This window comes from Fibrobacter sp. UWP2, from assembly GCF_900141705.1.
GTDB lineage: Bacteria > Fibrobacterota > Fibrobacteria > Fibrobacterales > Fibrobacteraceae > Fibrobacter.
The window spans coordinates 40,118-59,743 of sequence record NZ_FQYM01000014.1 but is presented as its reverse complement, the minus strand read 5'-3'; the positions used below and the strand labels follow the sequence as shown (position 1 = coordinate 59,743).

At 54.9% G+C, this 19,626-nt stretch carries 16 protein-coding genes, 2 tRNA genes and 1 other RNA gene; 13 read left to right on the top strand and 6 right to left on the bottom strand.

Going from position 1 to position 19,626, the window contains the following annotated elements:
- The first annotated feature begins 153 nt into the window (after positions 1–153).
- Both ffs and BUB55_RS08250 read left to right on the top strand, forming a co-directional pair.
- An RNA gene (gene ffs / locus BUB55_RS08255) (signal recognition particle sRNA small type) lies at positions 154–250 on the top strand.
- Positions 251–299: 49 nt separating this feature from the next.
- Positions 300–917: a histidine phosphatase family protein gene (locus BUB55_RS08250; protein ID WP_073189869.1), complete on the top strand. Its 618-nt coding sequence runs from the start codon at positions 300–302 to the stop codon at positions 915–917.
- Here BUB55_RS08250 and BUB55_RS08245 read toward each other — a convergent pair.
- Positions 914–1,933 carry a DUF5683 domain-containing protein gene (locus BUB55_RS08245; protein WP_143152974.1) on the bottom strand — a complete coding sequence of 340 codons (1,020 nt, stop codon included), beginning with the start codon at positions 1,931–1,933 and terminating at the stop codon, positions 914–916. The two genes, BUB55_RS08250 and BUB55_RS08245, sit on opposite strands and share 4 nt — an antisense overlap.
- Positions 1,934–2,089: 156 nt before the next feature.
- Here BUB55_RS08245 and BUB55_RS08240 point away from each other — a divergent pair, with 156 nt between their 5' ends.
- The 3 genes from BUB55_RS08240 (at position 2,090) to BUB55_RS08230 (ending at position 4,678) form a co-directional block, all read left to right on the top strand.
- The gene (locus tag BUB55_RS08240) at positions 2,090–2,623 is read left to right on the top strand and encodes a CinA family protein (protein WP_143152973.1); all 534 of its coding nucleotides are present in this window, start codon (positions 2,090–2,092) and stop codon (positions 2,621–2,623) included.
- A 39-nt stretch (positions 2,624–2,662) separates the two neighbouring features.
- On the top strand, positions 2,663–3,757 hold the full coding sequence (gene recA, locus BUB55_RS08235; protein WP_073189865.1) for a recombinase RecA: 1,095 nt from the start codon (positions 2,663–2,665) through the stop codon (positions 3,755–3,757).
- A gap of 153 nt (positions 3,758–3,910) precedes the next feature.
- Entirely contained in the window at positions 3,911–4,678 is a 768-nt protein-coding gene (locus tag BUB55_RS08230) for a hypothetical protein (protein WP_073189863.1), read from the top strand.
- On the opposite strand, the gene BUB55_RS08225 is transcribed toward BUB55_RS08230, so the two are convergent.
- Positions 4,598–5,560, bottom strand: coding sequence for a hypothetical protein (locus BUB55_RS08225; RefSeq protein ID WP_073189861.1), 963 nt, complete (start codon positions 5,558–5,560; stop codon positions 4,598–4,600). The two genes, BUB55_RS08230 and BUB55_RS08225, sit on opposite strands and share 81 nt — an antisense overlap.
- Positions 5,561–5,663: 103 nt before the next feature.
- Here BUB55_RS08225 and BUB55_RS08220 point away from each other — a divergent pair, with 103 nt between their 5' ends.
- The 7 genes from BUB55_RS08220 (at position 5,664) to tgt (ending at position 10,469) form a co-directional block, all read left to right on the top strand.
- Positions 5,664–6,107, top strand: a complete 444-nt coding sequence (locus BUB55_RS08220) for a hypothetical protein (protein ID WP_073189859.1) — start codon at positions 5,664–5,666, stop codon at positions 6,105–6,107.
- A gap of 98 nt (positions 6,108–6,205) precedes the next feature.
- Entirely contained in the window at positions 6,206–6,967 is a 762-nt protein-coding gene (gene tpiA / locus BUB55_RS08215) for a triose-phosphate isomerase (protein ID WP_073189857.1), read from the top strand.
- 41 nt (positions 6,968–7,008) lie between these two features.
- A complete protein-coding gene (gene secG / locus BUB55_RS08210; RefSeq protein ID WP_073189856.1) occupies positions 7,009–7,440 on the top strand; it encodes a preprotein translocase subunit SecG in 432 nt (143 codons plus the stop codon).
- A gap of 30 nt (positions 7,441–7,470) precedes the next feature.
- Positions 7,471–7,554 (top strand) — tRNA-Leu (locus BUB55_RS08205).
- A 160-nt stretch (positions 7,555–7,714) separates the two neighbouring features.
- Positions 7,715–9,058: a UDP-N-acetylmuramoyl-L-alanine--D-glutamate ligase gene (murD, locus tag BUB55_RS08200; protein ID WP_073189854.1), complete on the top strand. Its 1,344-nt coding sequence runs from the start codon at positions 7,715–7,717 to the stop codon at positions 9,056–9,058.
- A gap of 121 nt (positions 9,059–9,179) precedes the next feature.
- A tRNA-Leu gene (locus BUB55_RS08195) sits at positions 9,180–9,263 on the top strand.
- A gap of 54 nt (positions 9,264–9,317) precedes the next feature.
- The gene (tgt, locus tag BUB55_RS08190) at positions 9,318–10,469 is read left to right on the top strand and encodes a tRNA guanosine(34) transglycosylase Tgt (protein ID WP_073189853.1); all 1,152 of its coding nucleotides are present in this window, start codon (positions 9,318–9,320) and stop codon (positions 10,467–10,469) included.
- 100 nt (positions 10,470–10,569) lie between these two features.
- Here the strand turns inward: tgt and BUB55_RS08185 are convergent, their stop codons facing one another.
- The 3 genes from BUB55_RS08185 to BUB55_RS08175 all read right to left on the bottom strand — a co-directional run bounded on the left by BUB55_RS08185 (position 10,570) and on the right by BUB55_RS08175 (position 16,505).
- Positions 10,570–13,320: a CIA30 family protein gene (locus BUB55_RS08185; protein ID WP_073189851.1), complete on the bottom strand. Its 2,751-nt coding sequence runs from the start codon at positions 13,318–13,320 to the stop codon at positions 10,570–10,572.
- 222 nt (positions 13,321–13,542) lie between these two features.
- Complete coding sequence (locus BUB55_RS08180) at positions 13,543–15,945, bottom strand: pectate lyase family protein (RefSeq protein ID WP_073189878.1); 2,403 nt, start codon at positions 15,943–15,945, stop codon at positions 13,543–13,545.
- A 233-nt stretch (positions 15,946–16,178) separates the two neighbouring features.
- A complete protein-coding gene (locus tag BUB55_RS08175; protein WP_073189849.1) occupies positions 16,179–16,505 on the bottom strand; it encodes a hypothetical protein in 327 nt (108 codons plus the stop codon).
- A 106-nt stretch (positions 16,506–16,611) separates the two neighbouring features.
- On the opposite strand from BUB55_RS08175, the gene BUB55_RS08170 reads away from it, so the two are divergent.
- A complete protein-coding gene (locus tag BUB55_RS08170) occupies positions 16,612–18,384 on the top strand; it encodes an AMP-dependent synthetase/ligase (RefSeq protein ID WP_143152972.1) in 1,773 nt (590 codons plus the stop codon).
- A gap of 12 nt (positions 18,385–18,396) precedes the next feature.
- On the opposite strand, the gene BUB55_RS08165 is transcribed toward BUB55_RS08170, so the two are convergent.
- Positions 18,397–19,563 carry a phosphoglycerate dehydrogenase gene (locus tag BUB55_RS08165; RefSeq protein WP_072810253.1) on the bottom strand — a complete coding sequence of 389 codons (1,167 nt, stop codon included), beginning with the start codon at positions 19,561–19,563 and terminating at the stop codon, positions 18,397–18,399.
- Positions 19,564–19,626 lie beyond the last annotated feature (63 nt).

The following is a 19,626-nucleotide window of genomic DNA, read 5'->3' as shown; positions in this document are numbered from 1 at the left end:
ACTTCCCTATACCTTTATGTAAAATATACTTAATGTAAAGTTCGTTTATCACAAACCGGTACAAAATATCCCGTAATAACGTTTTTTCGTGATTTTTTTCTCATTTTTTCGGCCTATCTTGGCAATTTTACGTTTTTTAACTACATTGCAGGGTCCTAGGCCCTGCGCAATGACTATTTGCGGGCAACTCGCCAGGGCGAAAGCAGCAACGGACTTGCGAATTTTTATGTGCTCAGGTCGCCTAGGATTTTTTTTGCAACCCTCGGGTTGCTTTTTTAATTGCATCTCTAAGCTCTGATATGATTCTCTGGACCTTTCGACATACCAAGCCCTTTAACCCGCAGGACGTCTGCTACGGACGCCTGGACTTTGACGTCTCCCCCTCGTTCCCCGAGGAATCGTCCAAGGCCATAGAGGCATACCTCAAGACCGACGCCAAGCCGACCCGCCTTTTTTCGAGCCCACTGCTCCGCTGCCTGCGCCTCGCCCAAAAGGTCTCGGAAGCCACGGGGCTTGCCATCGAAAAGCAAAGCGCCATCCAAGAAATCAACTTTGGCAGCTGGGAAGGGCAAAAGCTCACCGCCGTCCCGCGTAGCGAGATGCGCGCCTGGAAAGAGGACCTGCGCGGATTCCGCTTCCCCGGCGGCGAAAGCTTTTACGACGTGGACGAGCGCGTCAAAAAATTCCTCGCCACCCTGGACGAACACGGGGAATACCTGTGGATCAGTCACGCGGGCGTCATCGCGGCACTCTACCACTTTGCTTGCGGTCTCCCCGACGAGGAATTTGTAGAGGGCATGTTCAGCTACGCCATGGTAAGCCGTTTCGAAATCAAGCGCGACACCAACGGAGAGTTCCGCGGCACCGTGACCAAGATTCACGACGGCATCCAGATGCCGCCACTCCAAATGGACTAGAAGTTCCAGTTCAAAAGCGCCTGCACGCCGCCCGACGTGGGGCCCAGGTTCGGGAGCAGGGCAAAGTGCATGGGGTTGTCAAAATCGCTCAAGAGGGCGTCGACCGCCGCATCGGCCAGCGAGTACAGATAAATTAAAGACATACCCCAAATGTACTGGTTTCGGTTTTTGCGGTAATAAGTCACACGCTCCACAATCTTTTCGTACTCCTCGGAACCAGGAGCCTCGTCGGCCATGGTGTGCTTGCGTTTGAGGTAGTAGTTCACCATGTGCTGCGAAGTGCGCATGCTGGTGGTGGCACCGATGATGCTCATGTACACAAGTCCCGCCTTGCCGAACTCGCCGTTGTACATTTGCCCAAAGCCGGGGATAATGCCCAAAAGCAAAGCCTTTTTCATGCTGCGGAGTTCCACACTGCGGTGATGGTTGTTGTACCAGATTCCAAAGGCGTCGAACATGCTGTAGAGATGCAGGCCAAACAGCCAAGCGTTCTCGGCGGTGCGCAAATCCTCCTGCTCCATCTTTTTGTCGGAGAGTTCGCGGACGCGGTTGGCATAGCTGTTGCGTTTTTCCTGGTAATACGGAAGGCTGTCGCGTTCGGTGTTGGTCATGATTTTTCTAGTCATGATGGCGACGGAATCCTGGAAGGGCTTCGCCTGTTCGTACACGCGATCCTTTTGGAACTCCTTGTTAAAATAGACTTCGTATATCAGCAAGCCCTCAATACCGGTAATGAACCCGCCCCGCACATAGTGGCCCGTGTAATACTGACCGCCGCCGGGCAAAAGGCTAAAAATCATGGTGAGGGCAAGCGAGTTATGCTCCGTGGGGATGTCCCACTCGTTCACCGTGAGCGTATCGATGGACTCAATACCCGTTTTGCCGGTCTGGAGGGCGATAGTCGCCGTCGAGGAGTCTGACTCGCCTGCCGCCGAGTCAGCTCCGCCCTGGGCAAAGGCGGAGACCGCCGCACACAGAGTGGCGAGCAGCATCGCTATCATAAACCGGTTCAACATGGCGCAGAATATAGAAAAAGATACAGAAGACAATATGGGAGCGCCCTCCAATTGGGACCATGGTTAACCGACGGGGATTTAATTATTTTTTCAAAAAAGTTACGGGTAAATTAAAATCTGTCACTTTTTGACACAAAATGATTCTAAATTATAGGTATGACAATGAGCAACGAGAACTTGAACGAACAAACCCGCGAGCTGGTGCTCGCCATCAAGGCCGCCCTGATTGAACGGGGCGAGATGATGGCGACGGCGGAGTCTTGCACCGGGGGCCTCATCGCCTCCGACATTGTGAGCGAAGCGGGTTCGTCCGAGGTCCTGGCCGGTGGCATCGTCGCCTACCAGAACTACGTCAAGCACGAGCTGCTCGGAGTTCCCCAAGAAACACTCGACAAATACGGAGCCGTCAGCGAACAGACCGTCAAGGCCATGGCCGAGGGCGCCCGTAAAAAGTTCAACTGCCAATGGGCGGTCGCCACATCGGGCATCGCCGGCCCCGGGGGTGCAGAACCCGGCAAACCGGTCGGTTCCGTGTGGATGGCGGTCAACAGTTGTTGGCAAAATGAAGCTTTTTTCGAGATTTTCGAGGGAAACAGGAACGAAATCCGGGAAAAATCCGTTTATAAGGTGTTGAGCAGGCTACTTTTTTTGATAAATAACCAAAAAAGCACTTGCACAAACGAACACTAATTATTATATTAAAACAAAACAAAGAAAATGGAGTCAAAAATGGCAAAGAAAACAACACCCACGAGCAACCTTTCCGCAGACAAGGCCAAGGCAGTCGAAGCCGCCATCGCGCAAATCGAAAAAAATTATGGTAAAGGTTCCATCATGGCTCTGGGCCAGCAGCCCGTCGAAGAAATCCCGGTAATCCCCAGCGGTTGTATCCAGCTCGATATGGCCCTCGGCGTCGGAGGCTTTCCGCGCGGCCGCATCATCGAAATCTACGGACCCGAATCTTCCGGTAAAACGACCCTCACCCTCCACGCCATCGCAGAGGCGCAAAAGCTCGGCGGCGTCGCCGCCTTCATCGACGCCGAACACGCCTTCGACGCCGTCTACGCCCGCAAGCTCGGCGTGGACATCGAATCCCTCCTCGTTTCGCAGCCCGACACCGGCGAGCAGGCGCTCGACATCGCCGAGACCCTCGTCCGCTCCGGCGCCATCGACATCATCGTCATCGACTCTGTGGCAGCCCTCGTGCCGCAGGCCGAAATCAACGGCGAAATGGGCGACAATCATGTGGGGCTCCAAGCCCGCCTCATGAGCCAGGCGCTCCGCAAGCTTACCGGCATTCTCTCCAAGTCCAACACGTGCATGCTGTTCATCAACCAGCTCCGCATGAAGATCGGCGTCATGTTCGGCAACCCCGAGACCACCACCGGCGGTAACGCCCTCAAGTTCTACGCCACGCAGCGCATCGACATCCGCCGCATCGCCGCCATCAAGGACGGCGAGGAGGTCATTGGCAACCGCACCCGCGTGAAAGTCGTCAAGAACAAGGTGGCAGCACCGTTCACCCAGTGCGAGTTCGACATCCTCTACGGCTGCGGCATCTCCCGCGAAGCCTCCATTCTGGACCTCGCCGCCGAACTGGACATCATCCAGAAGAGCGGTTCCTGGTTCAGCTACAACAACGAACGCATCGGCCAGGGCCGCGAGAACACCCGCCTCTTCCTCAAGGACAATCCGGAACTCTGCAACGAGATTGAGCAGAAGATCCGCGAGAGCATGAAGGACGTGGAGCTCTTCAAGCTCGGCGAAAACGAAGCGGTCGAAGCCGACGACGAGGCCATCGAGGCTGTCGACGGCGAAGGCTAAGCCCTATCGCCAAGGCCGCGAGGCCGACAAAAGAAATTCTTCCTGAAAAACAATAAACCCCGGTTTCGCCTTTTAGCCATTGGGTGCGATCGGGGTTTTCTTTTTTTGGAGGCGACCCTTACCGCCCCCTGCATTTTATTATCTTAAAATCGTATGACCAAGTTCAAGCGTTTATCCGCAATCGTCGTCGCTGCAGGCATGTACTGCGCGAACGCACAGAACTTGTGCCCGCACTTTATGCTCGACTCCGCGATGATCGTGAACGTGGAGGGACGGTTCATCAACGTGCAAAAGAGCCGCGCAAGCCTGGACGTCGAGTGGCACCACCATCCCGAAGCCCTCGACACGTTCTTTGTGAACCTCCCCAACAAAAAGTCGTTCAAGTTCGTGACCGCGGGCGAGTACCGCTACATGGAGTACAACGCTCCCAGGGTCAAGCGCCAACTGGGTCTCCACCACCTGCGCGAGACCATCGGGAACACACCGCTCAAGCTGGACGACCTGGAACTCCTCGCCAACGGTTCGTTCCTCTGCCCCGACTCCGCCAATCCGCGACCCAAGGTGATGTCGACCGCGTTCTCGAACACGTGGTGGTCCATGGTGGTAGACACCCTGCCCCAGCCCAGCACCGCCATGATGCGCGGCGTCCGCAAAGAGTCGCGCACCTTTAGCATTGGCGCGTGGAAGGATTTTTCGGGAGTCCAGCTCCCCACACTCGTGACGCTGAGCAGCGAAAAGTACAGCGGCAGCCTGTGGGTTCGTTCCGCCTACCCCGTCCCAAAACAGCAAAAGGACCCTCTCCTGGAGAAGACCCCACCAAACCCGATCAAAACGCCGGTATTATTCCGAAAGGTTCCGGTGAGTGGGGAGCGTAAAATACCCCTGATACTCAAGCTGAACCAAGAATTCCTGAGAGAGTGAACCGTCGTAGAAACGGCTCTTGCGGCGCTTCCAGCCGCCGAATTCCAGGGAGATGCTTCTGAGGCCGTAGTACCACGAGAACTGCGGACCCGCCATGACCATGGAGTAACCGAGGGATTCCTTTTCAACAGTACTGCCGTGGCGCAGGTAGCCCGTGCGGTAATAGTTCGTCTCGAACACGCCCGCCCAGTGCTCGTTGAAAACCAGGCGTCCGTAAAAATCGAATTCCAGCAAGAAATCGCGGCTGAACACGGGCATGTTGCGCTTGTAGTCGTAACTTTTGCCCGCGAAGTCGGTACTGATGTCGCTCAAAATGTAATGAATGCCGGTGCCGACAATGGACTTGCCCGCAAAGGCGTACTCCATGACCAGGTTCATGTCGAACAACTGGGCGTAGTCGTAATTGGCGGCGTCATTGGTCCACACGTTGTCGGTCACGTAGTCGGCGTTCCAGCTCTCGGCAATGCGGCCCCCGCCCTGCACGTCGGCGGTCACCATCTCGAGGTTCGACTTAAAGAACAGATAGCTCTCGTACACAAAGTTGACCTCGAACTGGGGGTTCATTTTGAAGGGGCGCAGCCCGAGACCAGCCACGTAGCCTCCGTAGAACGGGGACGCCTCCACGGCGGCCTTCATTTTGAGGTAGGTGGGGTTCTTTTCAAGGCTCTGCCCGTACTTGAGTTCGTCCAGGGGTTCCAGCCAGGTGTAATAGAAGTCGCCCGTCAACTGGGGCAGCCACTGCCCCCAGACAAAGGGAGTGTTGCCCATAACGCCCCAAGACAAATTAGGGCCATAGCGGAAGCCGTTCTGGGCCCCTTGGTCAAAGCCGTCGGCCACAGACAACGTGGCGGCACACAGCATACCAAGTAAAATTTTCTTCATTGAACGACCCATTTTCTTCATTTCAGTGTAAAATCTAAAAAATATTCCCCCACTTGCATGATAAATTCTTATTTTGTGAGCATCTAAATCTCAAGGAGACCATATGAAAATCCCTCACCTGTGCCTGCTCGCCCTCAGCGCCATGCTGTTCTGGAGTTGCGCAAGCCGTTATTCTTCCCCGATTCTTATCGAACGTGGCGAAGGTCGCAAGGAATTTGAACGCGAATACTTCGTTGTAAAAGAAAGCATGGGCATTGACAAGCGCCTCAAGGACGTCTTTAAGCAAGGCTACATTGAAGAAGGCATGACCAATGACATGGTGAACCTCCTTTGGGGCCCCCCTGACCACGAGACCTCGAACGACGAGCAGAGCATTTGGGAATACTACACCCGTGAAGGCAAGCTCATCACCCGCCTCATCTGGAAGCACCCCGATACCGCCCGTTTGAAGGGCTACGAAGGCGAATGGATCCTCGACAAGATCGAGGGCGACCGCTACGGCGGCTCCCCGGCCCCGACCTCGAGCCGTTCCAGCAACTACAACTAGCCTAATTCCGGGTTAGACAAGCAAAAGCCTCCTTCCCAAAGGCGGCTTTTTTGCTATATTTACGCCCGTTAAATTTTAAACCTCTCAAGGAGTTAATCATGCGTCAGTACATCATTGCTGGTAACTGGAAGATGAACAAGACCGTTAGCGAAAGCGTTCAGCTCGCTAAGGATATCGTTGAAGCCGTCAAGGACGTGAAGAAGACCGAAGTGGTCATCGCTCCGACCTACCTCGCCGCCGCCAAGGTCGCCGACGTGATCAAGGGCACCAACGTGAAGCTCGCCATCCAGGACATCCACTGGAAGGACCAGGGCGCATTCACCGGCAAGGTCTCCGTTGACATGGTCAAGGAAATCGGCGCCGAATACATCATCATCGGCCACTCCGAACAGCGCCAGTACTTCCACGAAACTGACGAAACCGTGAACCTCAAGGTCAAGAAGACCCTCGAAGCAGGCATCAAGCCGATCATCTGCATCGGTGAAACCCTCGACGAACGCAACGGCGGTAAGCTCGAAGCCGTGCTCAGCACCCAGGTCAAGGGCGCTTTCAAGGACGTCTCCGCCGAAGACGCTGCCAAGTGCGTGCTCGCTTACGAACCGGTTTGGGCCATCGGTACCGGCGTGACCGCCACCGACGAACAGGCCGAAGACACCCAGGCTTTTGTCCGCTCTGTGGTCAAGGAAATCTACGGCGAAGCCGTTGCCGAAGGCATGCGCATCCAGTACGGTGGCTCCATGAAGGGCGCCAACGCTGCCGGCCTCCTCGCCCAGAAGGACATCGATGGCGGTCTCATTGGCGGTGCCGGTCTCAAGGCCAACACCTTCAAGGAAATCATCGACGCCGCCGAAGCCAAGTAATAGGTTCGGTTTAAACTTTAACTTTAAAAAAGGATCGTCACATGGCAACTCTTTTTTGGGTACTCATCGTTGTCCACGTTTTCCTCTGCTTGTTCCTCATGCTGCTCGTTCTCGTGCAGAACGACAAGATGGGCGGCCTCGCAGGTCTCGGTGGAATGACATCTCAATCGGCATTCTCCACCGCTGGCGCAGCGACTTTCATCCAGAAGTTGACCCGTGGCGTTGCCGTGGTGTTCTTCATCGTGGTCTTTGCTCTTGGCCTCATTACCGCCAAGCAGGACCAGGCCGTTGAAGAATCCGCCATGCAGAAGGCAACCCGCGAAAACGCAGCCCAACAGCAGCCCGTAGAAGCCCCGGTTCTCCCGGGTGCGTTCAACGCCCCTGCCGAGAACGTGGCTCCCGCCGAAGCAGCCCCCGCTGCTGAAGCTCCAGCCGCACCGGCTGCCGAAGTCCCGGCTGCCCCCGCAGAGTAAGGTTTAAGCGGACTTAATGTCCGCGGACCTGCGGTCGTGGTGGAATTGGTAGACACGCTAGCTTGAGGTGCTAGTGAGAGCAATCTCATGACAGTTCAAGTCTGTCCGACCGCATTAGAAAGTCCTCCCTGCCTTGCGGGGCGGATTTTTTTTGCCATAGGCACAAAAAAAATAATGTGAGATGTGTGATGTGAAGTGTGAGATGTGTGATATTTAATTTGTCATTTGTCATTCCACATTATACACCGTTTTCTACTTTTTTTCAGAGGTTTTTATGCAGAATACTTTAGTCGCACCGGTTGGAGTTTTGGGCTTTGGCGTCGAAGGCCAAAGCACGTTCAAGTACCTAGTCCGTGAAGGCATCAAGGAAATTGTCGTGATGGACAAGAACCCGGTGACACTCCCAGATGTCCCTGCGGGCGTGAACGTGACGACGTTCAGCGGCGAAGGCTACCTGGACGGGCTCAAGGACTGCGTCACGGTGGTGCGCTCGGCAGGGGTCTACCCAATGAGCCAAGAGCTTTTCAAGTTCCAGATGAACGGCGGGCTCATGACGAGCCAGATTCAGTTGTTTTTAGAACAAACTAAATCGGTCGCGACCGTGGGCGTCACGGGCACCCTCGGCAAGGGGAGCACCGTGAGCATGATTAGCCACATTTTGGACAAGTGTGGCAAAAATAACGCGATTGGCGGGAACTTTGGCGTGCCGGCGCTCGACCTGCTCGAGGACGAGACCCCGGACCGCATTAGCATTCTGGAGCTTTCGAGTTTTCAGTTGATGACGCTCTCGGTTTCGCCCGACGTGGGCGTGGTGCTGCGAGTTTCGACCGAGCATTTGGACTGGCACAAGAGCGTGGAGGAATACCGTGACGCCAAGGCGAACCTGGTACGCTGGCAAAAACGAAGCGGCACCTGCGTGTACCTGAAAGACGCCGACCCGACGGCAAAAATCGCAAGCGAATCGCCCGCAGGTAAAAAGCTCTCGGTAAGCTACGCAAACGGCGACGCCATAATCGAGGGACCGACCCTCGCCATCGGCGGCGAGACCCTGGACCTTTCCTCCTGCAAGGTGCGCGGGCTCTACCAGCTCGAGAACATGGCCGCAGCGACGCTTGCCTGCACCGCACTGGGCGTGAGCGTCCATGACGCCTTCGAGTCACTCCAGAGCTACGAGACGCTTCCCTTCCGCATGGAATTCAAGGGAGAAAAAAACGGCATCGAGTTCTACAACGACAGCTACGCCACCCGACCCGACGCGACCATCGCCGCGACCGCGAGCATGAAGCGCCCCTTCGCCCTCATTTTGGGCGGTTCCGAAAAGAACGCCGACTTCACCGAGCTCTCGAACCTGCTGGTGAAGGAACGCCCGAACCTGAAGCGCATCGCCCTGATTGGCGCCACCGCCGAGCGCATGCTCGAGTCACTCGCACAGGCCGGGCTCGACAAGACGCTTGTACCGGCAACCATCTTCCCCAACCTGGAGGAGGCATTTGCCGACAGCCTCAAAATCGGGAAAGGCGGCTCCGTGATCATGAGCCCCGCCTGCGCCAGTTTTGGCCTCTTTAAGAACTACAAGGTCCGCGGGCAGGTGTTCGACAAGCTGGTGGAAAATGTGTAGTGTGAGATGTGAAATGTGGAATGTGAAATGAGTTTTCACCTTTTTTATAAAAAAAACAGCCCTGACCCCTTTACAAACGAGGCGAATCAAACTAAATTTGAGCCGTTCCATTAAGGACTACGCGGTCGTGGTGGAATTGGTAGACACGCTAGCTTGAGGTGCTAGTGGGAGCGATCTCATGACAGTTCAAGTCTGTCCGACCGCAGAAGAAACCCAGCTGAAAGGCTGGGTTTTCTTTTTTTATATTTTGCCCAAAAATATGAACCGTTTCGAACTTTTAAAGACCTCCACAAAGTCCAAGGCGCGCCTCGGCATTTTGCACACGGACCACGGCGACATCCAGACGCCCATCTTTATGCCCGTGGGCACGGAAGCGACCGTCAAGGGGCTCACCCCGCAGCAGATCCACGACGTGCACGCGCAAATCATTTTGGCAAACACGTACCACCTGTACCTGCGTCCGGGAACGCCCTTGATCGCCAAGGCGGGCGGCGTCCACAAGTTCATGGGGTGGGACGGCCCGGTACTTACCGACAGTGGCGGATTCCAGGTGTGGAGCCTCAAGGAACTGCGAAAGATCAAGCCCGAGGGCGTGGAATTCCGCAGCCACCTGGACGGATCCAAGCACTTTTTTAGCCCCGCAAGCGTGATGAACGCCCAGCGAGAAATCGGCGCCGACATCATCATGGCGTTCGACGAATGCACTCCATTCCCGAGTACCGCAAAGGAAGCGGAACACAGCCTGAACTTTACGCTCAAGTGGACCCGCGAAGCCATGGAATGGCTTGCCGAGCACCCGCCTATTCACGGGTACGACCAGCAGTTCTTTGGCATTATCCAGGGCGGGATGCACAAGAACCTGCGCAAGGAAGCCATCGAGCGCATTGCAGAAGCGGGTCCCGGCGGCACAGGCCCCGACGGCTACGCACTCGGCGGGCTCTCGGTAGGCGAGCCCACCGAGACCATGTACGAGATTGCAGACTACTGCACCGACTACATGCCCAAGGACCACGCCCGCTACGTGATGGGTGTGGGCACCCCGTGGAATTTGCTGGAACTCATTAGTCGCGGCGTGGACATGTGCGACTGCGTGATGCCGAGCCGCAACGCCCGCAACGGCATGCTCTTCACAAGCGAAGGCGTGCTCCGCTACAAGGCGGCCCGTCATGCCGAGGAGCTCGACAAGCCCGTTGACCCGAACTGCGACTGCTACTGCTGCAAGAACTTTAGCCGTGCCTACCTGCGCCACCTACACCACGCGGGCGAAATGCTCGCGATGACGCTCGCCACCATCCACAACCTGCACTTCTATTTGCATTTGATGGACGAGGCGCGCAAGCACATTGCCGACGACACCTTCGAGGAATGGTCGAAGGTGCAGTGCGAAATACTGCAGCGGGACCTGCAATAAAGCGTTGCCGCAGCGAGCTGCGGGCGTGACTGTCCTTTGATGCTTACAAAAAAAACGCCCCGGACATTTGTCCGAGGCGTTTTTTGATGGTTAGAAAACCTTACTTCAGAGAGATGCGGGCGGTCTTGGCATCGCTGCCGTTCATGACGCGGACCACATAGTTACCCTTGGTCAAGTTCTCCAAGGAAACCTGGTGCATGCCGGCGGTCATGTTCTCGGAATGAGATTCGACCACGTGACCCATCAAGTCGAAGATCTGCACCTTCACAAGGCCAGTTTTGTTGAGGGCGATGTTCAGCTTTGCGCCCTGGACACCGAGCTTGATGCCGCTCTGGGCAACACGGGCAGCCTTGATAGCAGCCGGCTTGTTGACGCACTTGAGGTCATCCACATAGAGGAAGTTGTAATTCGGCTGAATTTCGGGATAACCCTTGTAGCCAACGACTTCCCAAGACATCTTCTTGATTGCAGCCTTGTTCAGATCCTTCGGATCGTCAGTCCAAGGCGGCTGCTCAATCTTGTCCCAAGTCATCACCACCGTCGTCCAATCAGCGGCATCGTCGTTCAAGAAGTAGTGGTAGGCATAGTCAGTCACCTGACCATCCTGAATCTTGAACTGGTGGGCGGCGCCCTTGTAGCGGTAAGAGATCGCTTCGCAAGCGCTCATGTCAAGACCCTTAGAGGTGTCAGCCATGGTGTTGAGGCCAAGGGCCACAAACGGGGCTTCGGCGTATTCGGCCTGGTTCCAAACGATGCCGGTCAAGCCGACAAAGCCCTGGGAGCCGTTCGTCGCGTCGGCAGTACCCGGGAACACAACCACGTAACCGGGGAGAGCCGGATCGTAGGTATTGGTGATAGAGGACTTGCCACCCGGTTCGCTGTCGTTATAGGCATACCAGGTTCCAGTGGTCTTGAGGACTTCATCACCATCTTCCACGTCATCGATATCGAGAGTGGCAGTCAAGACTATCGGCGTAACCACAGAGGACGAAGTCGGAGTCACAGAAGAGCTGGAGGTATTGCCACCAACAGAGCTGGAAGACTTGCCACCCACAGAGCTGGAGGAGTTGCCGCCCACGGAGCTGCTGGAAGTCGGAGTATCGGAGTTGCCAGAAACAGCCTTGATGGAAAGTCCATCGCAACGAACGTCATCAATATAGAGATAGTTGTAAGCAGGCTGGCAAGCAGACTTCGGCAAACCGGCAGCGCACTTCACTTCCCATGCCAAGCGGTTCGTCTTGTCGAGGATTGTGCCCAAACCAACAATGGTCGTATTGGCCCAGGTCGTGTTCTGCTTGAACATGTCCATGGTGAGTTCAATCGTCTTCCATTCGTCAGAAGCTTCGGCATCGGAATAATGGTAGTTATAGTCGGTAATCGTGGACGTCTGAACACGGAAGTGGTGTTCTGCACCCTTGTACTTGTAGCTGATGGTCTTGCAGCTCTTGAAAGCACTGTAGTCAGAAGTATCCTTGGCCAGGTTCACGCTGATAGTGATATAGGGATCCCACTTGTAGTTGCCCTGGTCGACATCAATGCCTTCGAGGCCAACAACATACTTGGAAGTATTGCCGGAGGCATTGGGATGTTCACTAGTCTTCATCAAGACGTCGTAAACTTCCTTACCGAAGTCATCGGTCCACTTTCCGTTAGTAACGGAGGACTTGCCAATACCATCCTTACCGCTTTCGTTGGCATCGGTAAAGGCGGACCACCAACCAGAGGTATATGCGTAATGGTCACCGTCTTCCATGTCGTCAATAATGTTCGTCGTTGCGCCATTGGCAACGCCTTCAGAGAAACCGTTATCGGCAGAGGAGGAACCGATGCTGTTTTCGAGGCCGCAATCCTTATAGTTGTGAGAGCCAGCCAAATAGCCCTTGACGATGTTTCCGGAAGCGGTATACTTTAGACCACCGTTCATGGCGATATTCGTAAATGCAGCGGATGTTTCGCTAATGGCAGATGCAGACCAGTTGGTCCAAGAGACCTTGTTCTGGTTCATCCAGCTGTTCCATGCATCGCTAGCACCCTGGTTCGGATCACCCTTACCGTCGGCAGAAACCGTTCCCCATTCAGAGGCGAACACAGGAACACCCTTGGCCATAGCCGATTCAGCAGACGAGTTATAGCCGCCATTGCCAACCTGGTGCGTTGCCGCATAGAAGTGGAGGGAGCAAGCATAGTTATTGTCGTTAATGCCGGCTTCGGCACAAGCTGCCGGCTGGCTGGACCATCCGGGGCTACCCACGAGAATCAGGTTCTCGGAGTACTTACGAATGATTGGGATAAGCGTGTTAGCATGCTGAGCGACGGTATTCATATCGCCGGTCGGTTCGTTCCACACTTCAAAGATCACGTTGTTGGTCTTGCCAAATTCGCTGGCAGCCCATTCAAAGAATTCCTTGGCTTCGTTGGTAAAGCCCGTAGAGCTTTCGATGTGCCAGTCAATGATGAGGTAGATGTCGTTTTCGACGGCAGCGTAGACCATCTTCTTGAGCATGGCCTTCTGGTCGTTGGCACCACCGGTCGTGTAAGAACGGCCATGGCTATCAAACTTTTCGTCGGCGACGCCCATGGCAAAACGGAGCACTTCAATGCCCATGTCCTGAACCATGAGTTTCATAGCTTGCGGTGTGTAGTATGCAAGAGCGCTATCGGCAGCGGAACTCCAGAAAAGGCTCATGCCCTTGACCTGTACTGCCTGGTTTGCGTATGTCGGGCAAGAACCGACAAGCTTGCCACCGTTAGCTTTGAGTTTACCGTAAGTACTTACGGGTCCAACTCTCGTTGGAGATACTGCCATGGTGGACACGACAGCAAGCAATATTGCGACGAATATTTTTTTCATCTGACATCCTCTGATTTATTGGTTAGCACCAATCCCTGCAAAAAAATACATTTATATATGGATTTTTGTTGTAATTTATTTGGATACATTGGCGCGAGCCTTATAAACACGTCCAAAGAAAATTTCTTTTTACATGTCCAACATGGAAAAACTCAAAAAAAAGACCGCCCGCGGGTTTCCCCGCAGACGATCCTACCCAACAAACAAAACTTGACGGATTGTTTATTTTTTCAAAATTTTACGCAAATAGGCGCCGTCGCTAGTCACCACCCGCACCACGTACACGCCCGGACGGAGAGCACTGAGGTCGTAAACGGAGCCAAACGACCCCTTTTGCACGGCAAAAGCATCCACCTTGCGGCCGTCCATGCGCACAATCCCCACGTGACGCACATCACCGGCATTTACGACCAGTTTGGCATCGCGGGCGCTGTAAACCACCGGATTCTGGACGTTTTTCACCGAGGCGATTGCCTGCGGCGTTCCCGAACCCGAGCCGTTATTCTTGATGCTGATGAGGAAGAGATTGCCCGAGTCGCCCTTGGTAATGGTGTTGGCACCGGCGGAAAGTTCAACCGTCACAATGCCGCCCACTGCCGTATACTTTTCACCGTTCACCTTGACCGCGCCATTGAAATCGGCATTAAGGACCAAGGTCATGGTCGCCGCGCTGGAGAGCGTAAACGAAATCTCGGTCGCCGACTCCAGCTTAAGGCACTGCGTGAGCGTCTCGCCACCGTAGGTGACGCTCCCCTTGTCCTTGGAGAGGTTGCCCGTGATGGTAAAGAAGTCGCTGGCCTTGCCGTCGGTGGTAAAGTTGTGCACGATGTCGCCCTCAATGGCGGTGCCCGACACGCTCGAGGAAACAGGTACGGTTTCTGATGAGGACGAATTCACGGAACTGCTGGAAGACGCTGGCACGGACGAAGAACTCGACTTGTCAGAGCTGCTCGAACTCGAAACGGGTATTGCAGAACCGCTCCAGCCCTTGTACGCAACGACCGCGTCCTTGAGCGCCTGGTTCACGTCGGAAGAAGCGTCGTCCACGTCGTTGTTGAAGGTCCACTTGAAATCACCGCCCTGCACGCGGCCCGCATAACGGACCACGTTGTCCCTTGCCGTAGCGGCGTCATCTGCCTTGTAGCTGTACATCACCGAATTGTCCGTATCGAAGTTGTTGTATACGTTTGCACCTGCATAGGACTTTACGCTGGACGGCACCTTCGCGTCGCGACTATCGACAACGTAGGCGTCAAAATCCTGGACGGTATTGATTCCCTGGCTTGCAGCAGTCGTCTCGCTCCCCTTGACCTTATAGGACGACGCCCCATAGGGAATGAATGTATAGGAGCCTTCCATATAGTTGCCAAACGCCTTGATGGTGCCGCCATCTTCACTGCTGAAAGTCGGATTGTTCTTGGTGTCACGCGTAGTGCCACCGGCGTAAACATCGGAACCCTGCATGGAAGTCATCATTGGGTACTTGCAATTGCGGAAGTAGTTGTTTTCCATGAACACGGACGAGCCCAACGTAGAACCCGCGCCGTACTTGGAGTTGCCGTCGTAATAGTTGTTGTACACGTGGGCGCTGTAAAAGCGGACGCGCGGGTGGCGGCTGTCGGAATGGTCGTACCAGTTGTGGTGATAGGTAATGTAGAGCCCTTCGGTCGTACCCTCGGAAAGCCCGAGCAGGTTCGACTTGCCGCTATCCCAAAAGTGGTTGTAGCTGAACGTCACGTAGGTAGACTTTTTGCAGTCGAGTGCGCCGTCGCCCTTGACCTGGTCCTTGTCGGAGCCAGCATGGCCGTAAAAGAAGTCGTTATTGTGCACCCAAATGTATTGGTCGTTCTGCTGCAGGCCGATGTTGTCACCTTCGTCGCTATCCACGTTCATGAAGCCCATATTGCGGATTTCCACGTTCTGCGCGTTCTTCAGGCGGATTCCCCAGCCGTTCGCCACGGCATCGGCGCCAACTCCTTCGATAGTAAGGAACGTAGTCTCGGAGCTACCCAGGTCGGCCACCATGTCGCCCGCCACAAGCGAGTCGGAATCCGTAACGTTGCCGACAAAGCGGAAATCCACGGGGCGTGTTTCGTAACCCTTCTTCATGCAGTTGAGGATTCCCTGGAAGCTCTTGCAGGTTGTCTGCGTGCCCTTGGAATTCGTCGTTACGTCGAGCGTGACCGTATTTTTTGTGGATTCAGAAATGTAAAGGACGACGGCGCCATTCTTGAGGGTACCATCCGTATTGTAGGCGCCAGGGACGCGACCATTGCTGAAGGCAAAGCCCGCACGATCGTGGGCCTTGACTGTAAGCGCCGAAGTGGTCGCCGCAGTGCCTTCGGAACCGCCCTTCACCGGCACCACCTTCAACGTGTAGGTACCCGCCTTGAGACCCACGGCGTCGGCACGCATCTTGGAACCGTACTTGCGCACCAGCTGGGCGTCGAGCTTGACATTGGTCTTGCCCTCACCCGAATAGTAGACGTTGTAGCTGTCGGCACCGTTGTCGGCCCATTCCACGTAGGCGGTTTCGAGCCAGCCGGCGGCATCGCCCAAGGTGACCTGGGCCTGGGACCACACCACCAATCCCAAGCAAGCGAGAGTCATGTTCAAGAATTTCATATTGCATCCCTTTTTTAAATCAACCTGAGTTTTGACGCCGTTCGTCGTCATGTTCTCAAATCATTTCTCAAAATATAATATAAAATTTCAGAAAAAGAAGCAAAAATATTTAAAATTTTACATAAAAACAAAAAGAACATCTATCTTGATGTTCTCAAAAATTTCATTTTTTTTGTACAGGTCAGTCAAAACCGGGGGAAATCCACACCCCCCCCCCCCCCCCCAAAAAAAAACTAGAGCTTTTCGAGCCGGTCGTAGAGGTCGTAAAGCCGTTGCACTCCGTTTTCGAGCCCGTAATAGTGCTTGACGTAGGGGATCAAAAGGGCAAAAAACAGCAAATCCAGGCAAAAAACGGGAATTTGGGGGATTGCGGCAAAAAAGAAGATGCCGCCGACACTGAGGATGGCAAAGAGAATCATCACGAGTTCATGAACCAGGCGCTCGTGTTGAAAAAACGCGATGTGCGTACGCACCGACAGCAACTGCTCCGGGGTCAAAGGGCGGTCCTCGCCTGCCATCGCGGCAAGGATCTGCTCGTAATCGCGCAATTTCTTCAACATAAGGCGCCTCCAGAAGGTTCTCTCGTGAATATACCGAAAAAATATCTTTTTTAACGGCTTATTAAAAAATTAGAATGCTATTTTCATAATAGAACATCGAGGAAATATGGAACCGCTTCAGTTCACATCGCTTGCAGCCCTGTTTTTTGCCAACTGCGCCCGGGACGATTTCGGGGGTTGGTACAAGCGCGCGAACGGCGAGTGGAGGTATTTCTCTAAAGAGGAGCTGCGCGACACGGCAATCAGCCTCGCCGTAGCCTTCAACAACCGCGGTCTCAAAACCGGGCAAAGCGTGGGGATTATCGCCCCGAGTTCGCCCGAGTGGTTCATCGCCGACATCGCGACGCAAATCAACCACGCCCGCGTAGTGCCGCTGTTCCCGAACATCTCGTCCGAGAATTTCACCTTCCAGTGCGACGACTCCGACGTGCAGGTGCTGCTCGTGGACGCCATCGACGAACTGGATGTGCCCCTCCGCGTGCTCCTCAACCGCTTCAAGCTCATCATTTGCATCGATAGGGAATGCAGCCTCCCGCCCAACGGAATTTACTGGGACGACCTGCTGGAAGAAGGCAAGGAAGCGGGCAAGCACAAAAAGTACTTTGACTGGGTCGACGACCAAATCCAGACCATCCACCCCGACGACCTCTTCAGTATCATCTACACGAGCGGTTCCACCGGGCGTCCCAAGGGCGTGGAACTGAGCCACCGCAACATGCTGGTCCAGATCCAGAATATTTTGCCGTTCTTCCACTTGAACCGCAAGGTCGACAAGAGCCTCACCATTTTGCCGGTCGCGCATGTGTTCGAACGCATGGCAGTGTACTTCTACATTTTGACGGGAATCCCCGTGTACTTTGCCGACGATCCCAAGAACACTGCCGAATTACTCAAGGAAATCCACCCCACCGTGATGATTGTGGTGCCCCGCATTTTGGAGCGCCTGTACGAGAGCATGACCGCCGCCGGCGACACCGCCCACGGTCCCAAGCGCTGGCTCGTGAAAAACGCCATCAAGGTCGCCAAGATCAACGACCCCACCAAGCGCGCAACTGTCATGGCCCGCCTTTACGACCGTCTCGTGTACCGCAAGATGCGCGAAGCCCTCGGCGGGAACTTCAGGTTCATTGTGAGCGGCAGTTGCGCCCTGAACAAATCCATTCTAAGGTTCCTGCTGAACATCGGGCTCCCCATTTACGAAGGTTACGGCATGACCGAGTGCAGCCCCGTGGTCTCCGCCAACAGCAAGCTCGATTGCAAGCCGGGGACCATAGGCAAGCCCCTCGCCCACCTTGACGTGAAAATCGGCGAGAACAACGAAATTTTGGTGAAGGGCGACAGCGTCTTCAACGGCTACCACAACATGCCCGAGGTGAACACGCAACTCTTTACCGAGGACGGCTTCTACAAGACAGGCGACCAGGGTTTCTTTGACGAAGACGGCTACCTGAACTTTACCGGCCGCATCAAGGAACTATTGAAGACGAGCACCGGCAAGTACGTGAGTCCGAACCCCATCGAACTCGAAATCAGCCGCCACCCCGTGGTGGAACAGGCGCTGGTCATCGCGAACGACCGCAAGTTTGTCTCGGCGATCATTTGGCTGAACCCCGAAGGCGCGCGCCGCCTGCTCAAGTTCTCCAAGGAAGAATTCAGCACCGAGAAGGCCATGGAATCGGGACGCGTCCGCGAGGCCATCAACAGGCATATCGCACGCATCAACAAAAAGCTGAACCACTGGGAACAAATCCGCAAGTGGACTCTCATCGGCGACGAACTTACCGTCGAATCAGGACTCCTGACGCCCACATTAAAAATTCGGCGCACCGTCGCCGAAGCGCGGTACGCCGAAGAAATTGAGAAGATGTACGAGGCTTAAACCTCGCTCATCTTAGAAATGGATAACTCTAACCTTGATGACCTTGTCGAGCTTGGAGAGCTTCTCGATGATGGAGTCATCGACCTTGCTTTCGACGTCAACGAGGTTGTAGCCGATCTTGCCGTTGCTCTTGTTAGAGAAGCTGGCGATGTTGATGCCTTCGGCGCCGAACACCTTCGTGATTTCGGAAATCATGTTCGGGACGTCCTGGTTGATGACCACAACGCGGCTCTTGACGCCAGCGTGCGGGTGATCGACGAGGGCCGGGAAGTTCACGGAATTGCGGACGCAACCGAATTCGATGTAGTCCTTCAGTTCTTCGACAGCCATCACGGCGCAGTTTTCTTCGGCTTCTTCGGTAGAAGCGCCGAGGTGCGGGAAGCAAGTCACCTTGTCGTTCTTGATGAGGTCGGCATCCGGGAAGTCGCAGAGGTAGCCCTGGAGGGAACCGGAAGCGAGCATTTCGTTGACCGGAGCCATTTCCACAATGCCACCGCGGGCGAAGTTCATGATGTAGCTGCCCTTGAAGCCGGCGAGATTCTTGCGGTTGAGCAAGTTCTCGGTCACGCCCTTGATGAACGGAACGTGCACGGTGAGGAAGTCAGACTTCGCAATCACGGTGTCGAGGTCGGCAATTTCGACCTTGTTGGAAAGTTCGTGCATGTTGGCGGCGTTCGGATACGGTTCGTAAGCGATGACGCGCATGTTCTTCCAACGGGCATAGTTAGCGACGAGCACGCCAATCTTGCCAAGGCCAATCACGCCGAGAGTCTTGCCTGCGAGTTCCATGCCGGCGAACTTCTTCTTGCCGCTTTCGACGGTCTTCGCTAAATCCGGGTCGGTGGTGTCGAGGTTCTTGACCCATGCGGCGGCCTTGTCCACGTTACGGACGGCCATGCCGAGCACGGTCATCACGAGCTCGGCAACGGCGTTGGCGTTTGCACCCGGGGTGTTGAACACGCAGATGCCCTTCGCAGAGGCCTTGTCGATGGTGATGTTGTTCACGCCAGCGCCGGCGCGGGCGACAGCCAGCAGGCCGTCAAAGTTGTCGGTATCAACCTGGGCGGAACGCACCAAGATGGCATCCGGATTCTCGACGGAGTCGGAAACCTGGTAGAACGAGCCAAACAGGCTCAAGCCTTTCTTGGAAATGTTGTTCATCGTCTTAATAGTTGCCATTTTTATGTCCTTTGTTTTGATGTTAAACTTCTTTGAGATCCTTCGACTTCACTTCGTTTCGCT

What these genes read in the sequence shown, in the direction of transcription:
- BUB55_RS08220 (WP_073189859.1), top strand. Translation starts at nt 5,664, where the DNA reads ATGAAAATCCCTCACCTGTGCCTGCTCGCCCTCAGCGCCATGCTGTTC.
- BUB55_RS08240 (WP_143152973.1), top strand. Translation starts at nt 2,090, where the DNA reads ATGACAATGAGCAACGAGAACTTGAACGAACAAACCCGCGAGCTGGTG.
- BUB55_RS08170 (WP_143152972.1), top strand. Translation starts at nt 16,612, where the DNA reads ATGGAACCGCTTCAGTTCACATCGCTTGCAGCCCTGTTTTTTGCCAAC.
- BUB55_RS08165 (WP_072810253.1), bottom strand. Translation starts at nt 19,563, where the DNA reads ATGGCAACTATTAAGACGATGAACAACATTTCCAAGAAAGGCTTGAGC.
- BUB55_RS08180 (WP_073189878.1), bottom strand. Translation starts at nt 15,945, where the DNA reads ATGAAATTCTTGAACATGACTCTCGCTTGCTTGGGATTGGTGGTGTGG.
- BUB55_RS08250 (WP_073189869.1), top strand. Translation starts at nt 300, where the DNA reads ATGATTCTCTGGACCTTTCGACATACCAAGCCCTTTAACCCGCAGGAC.
- tpiA (WP_073189857.1), top strand. Translation starts at nt 6,206, where the DNA reads ATGCGTCAGTACATCATTGCTGGTAACTGGAAGATGAACAAGACCGTT.
- BUB55_RS08230 (WP_073189863.1), top strand. Translation starts at nt 3,911, where the DNA reads ATGACCAAGTTCAAGCGTTTATCCGCAATCGTCGTCGCTGCAGGCATG.
- BUB55_RS08245 (WP_143152974.1), bottom strand. Translation starts at nt 1,933, where the DNA reads ATGTTGAACCGGTTTATGATAGCGATGCTGCTCGCCACTCTGTGTGCG.
- secG (WP_073189856.1), top strand. Translation starts at nt 7,009, where the DNA reads ATGGCAACTCTTTTTTGGGTACTCATCGTTGTCCACGTTTTCCTCTGC.
- BUB55_RS08225 (WP_073189861.1), bottom strand. Translation starts at nt 5,560, where the DNA reads ATGAAGAAAATTTTACTTGGTATGCTGTGTGCCGCCACGTTGTCTGTG.
- BUB55_RS08185 (WP_073189851.1), bottom strand. Translation starts at nt 13,320, where the DNA reads ATGAAAAAAATATTCGTCGCAATATTGCTTGCTGTCGTGTCCACCATG.
- recA (WP_073189865.1), top strand. Translation starts at nt 2,663, where the DNA reads ATGGCAAAGAAAACAACACCCACGAGCAACCTTTCCGCAGACAAGGCC.
- murD (WP_073189854.1), top strand. Translation starts at nt 7,715, where the DNA reads ATGCAGAATACTTTAGTCGCACCGGTTGGAGTTTTGGGCTTTGGCGTC.
- BUB55_RS08175 (WP_073189849.1), bottom strand. Translation starts at nt 16,505, where the DNA reads ATGTTGAAGAAATTGCGCGATTACGAGCAGATCCTTGCCGCGATGGCA.
- tgt (WP_073189853.1), top strand. Translation starts at nt 9,318, where the DNA reads ATGAACCGTTTCGAACTTTTAAAGACCTCCACAAAGTCCAAGGCGCGC.